General features: G+C 68.4%; 2 protein-coding genes. One reads left to right on the top strand and one right to left on the bottom strand.

Going from position 1 to position 2,689, the window contains the following annotated elements:
* The coding region (locus RDU12_RS14760) for a ribonuclease E/G (RefSeq protein WP_308685383.1) at positions 1-1,766 on the bottom strand (1,766 nt) is incomplete at its 3' end.
* Positions 1,767-2,230: 464 nt separating this feature from the next.
* Here RDU12_RS14760 and RDU12_RS14755 point away from each other — a divergent pair.
* A partial coding sequence (locus tag RDU12_RS14755; RefSeq protein WP_374990232.1) for an AMIN domain-containing protein occupies positions 2,231-2,689 on the top strand: 459 nt, incomplete at its 3' end.

Raw genomic sequence — 2,689 nt, 5'->3', positions numbered from 1 at the left:
GTCCGTTCGCCCGCGGCGTCCTCGCCGCCGACGGCGTCCTCGTCCTCTTCCTCGACGTCGTCGAAGAATTCGTCTTCCTCGGCCTCGTCCTCGTCATAGGCGCTGTCGTCGAAGTCGTCGTCCAGGTCGACGAAGGCCTCGACGCCTTCCGGCGGGGTGAAGTCCTCGTTGGTCTCGGTGCGCTCGATGGCGTGCTCGCCCTGGGCCAGGCTGTCGTCGATCTGGATGACGACGTTGAGGCCCCGCTGGGTCAGCAGGCGCTGCAGGTAGTCGCGCTTGTGGTTGAGGATGTAGAGGGCGACCGCCGTGCAGACGCGCAGGGTGACCGAGCCCGCGCCGTGGCGGCCGGCCTCGATATCGACGCCGCGCAGGGTCATCAGGGCGGCGCTTTCGGCCGAGCGGATGCGGCCGGCGCCCTGGCAATGCGGGCAGGCCTCGGTGGCCCCCTCGATCACGCCCAGGCGGCGGCGCTGACGGCTGATCTCCATCAGGCCGAAGCCGGAGATGCGGCCCATCTGGATGCGGGCCCGATCCTTCGACAGGGCGTCCTTCAGCGCCTTTTCGACCGACCGGTTGTTCTTCGACTCATCCATGTCGATGAAGTCGATGACGATCAGGCCGGCGAGGTCGCGCAGGCGCAGCTGGCGGGCGGCCTCGACGGCGGCTTCCATATTGGTCTTGAAGGCGGTGGCTTCGACGTTGCGCTCCTTGGTGGCGCGGCCGGAGTTGACGTCGATGGCGACCAGGGCCTCGGTCTGGTTGATGACCAGATAGCCGCCCGACTTCAGCGGCACGGTCGGCTGGTGAATCTGGGTCAGCATCTCCTCGATGCCGTTGGAGGCGAACAGCGGGCGCGCCCCCTGGTACAGGTGCACCTTCTTCGACTGCGAGGGCATCAGCACCCGCATGAAGTCGCGCGCTTCCTTGAAGCCCTCGACGCCCTCGACCTGGATGCCGTCGAAATCCTTGTCGAACATGTCGCGGACGGCGCGGCGGACGAGGTTTTCTTCCTCATAAATGAGTGAAGGGGCGTTGGAGGCGAGGGTGGTTTCGCGGATCGTCTCCCAGAGGCGGAGCAGATATTCGTAGTCGCGCTTGATCTCGGCCTTGGTGCGTTTGGCGCCGGCGGTGCGGATGATCAGGCCCATGCCGCGCGGCACGTCTAGGGCGGCCGCGGCGGCCTTCAGACGCTTGCGGTCGGTGGCCTGGGTGATCTTGCGCGAAATGCCGCCGCCCTTGCCGGTGTTGGGCATCAGCACGCAGTAGCGGCCGGCGAGCGACAGCCAGGTGGTCAGGGCCGCGCCCTTGCCGCCGCGCTCGTCCTTGACGACCTGGACTAGCATGACCTGGCGGCGCTTGATGACGTCCTGGATCTTGTAGCGGCGCATCAGGCGGCGCTTGAGGCGTTCCTCCTCGGCGAGGCCGCCCTCGTGCTCGTCGTCGGCGCTCTCGCGGCCGAGGTCGTCGTTCTCGTCCTCTTCCGACGGCGCTTCGGCCATGATGGCTTCGCGGTCGGCGACTGGGATCTGGTAATAATCCGGGTGGATCTCGTTGAAGGCCAGGAAGCCGTGGCGGTTGCCGCCGTATTCGACGAAGGCGGCCTGGAGGCTGGGCTCTACGCGGGTGACCTTGGCGAGATAGATATTGCCCCGAAGCTGGCGCTTCGAGCGGGATTCAAAGTCGAATTCCTCGATCTGACGGCCCTCGACGATCGCAACGCGGGTTTCCTCCGCGTGGGCGGCGTCGATCAACATGGTCTTTGACATGGAGAATTGCTTTCTGGCGCGCTCGGCCGACCCCGTCGGGGGGTGAGGCGGCTCGCCGAATGGGATGGGGGGCGGAGGCGTGCGCCGTCCCGTCGCCGCGGCGGGAGCCGGTGGCGAGGTCGGTCCAGTCGGACCGGAAGGGAGCGCAGGCGATATGGCCCATGAAGGTTCAGTACGGTCCTGGGCCCGGACGCGCCGTCGATAGGGGCGTCCCGGACCCGGTCGTCGAATCGGCGGGCGGGCCCGTCCGGCTCTCGGATCAGTGAAAGTCATGCCGCGAGGAGGGCGCGTCCGGTCCCGAAGGTTCGGGGGACGCGATCGTTCGCGAGCGGATCAAGCATAGGCACGACCAATTCGAATTGAAAGCGGCGCCGGCCTTAACCCGTTGTCGACCAGGTTGCGGCATGATCCCGCCAACCAAGAAGGTGGGTCTCCGTCGAATGTACGGGCTGTCGCGTATCAGAGTGTCGCATTGGGGGGTTCGCGAGCGCATCGCGGCCGCCGTAGGCCTTGCCGTATTCTGCGTGGCGCTGCTGGCGGCCGGCCGGGGGCTGGCCTCGGGCAGCATGGGCGAGATCCTGCGCGTCCGGTTCGGCGGCGACGCCGAGCGCACCCGGGTGGTCATCGATCTGGACCGGACTTCGCGCGGTCAGGTGATCCGCGCCGGCGACGACGGCCAGGTGGTGGTGAGCCTGGCCGGCGTTTCGCCGCCCGACCGCCGCAGCGGGACCGGGCAGGGGCTGGTGCGCGACTTCCGGGTCGCGGGCGCCGGGGCCGCCTCGCGCATCGAACTGGACCTGGCCACCAGCGCCGAGATCGAGCGCCGCTTCCTGCTGCCGCCCGGCGACGGGGTCGCCCACTACCGCTATGTCATCGACCTGAAGGCCACCGGCCGCGCCCCGACGCGCCGCGAGCCGCGCGTC

It is taken from the genome of Brevundimonas sp. (genome assembly GCF_031082345.1).
GTDB lineage: Bacteria > Pseudomonadota > Alphaproteobacteria > Caulobacterales > Caulobacteraceae > Brevundimonas.
The sequence above is the reverse complement of the archived record's forward strand: the minus strand, read 5'-3'. Positions and strand labels throughout refer to the sequence as shown.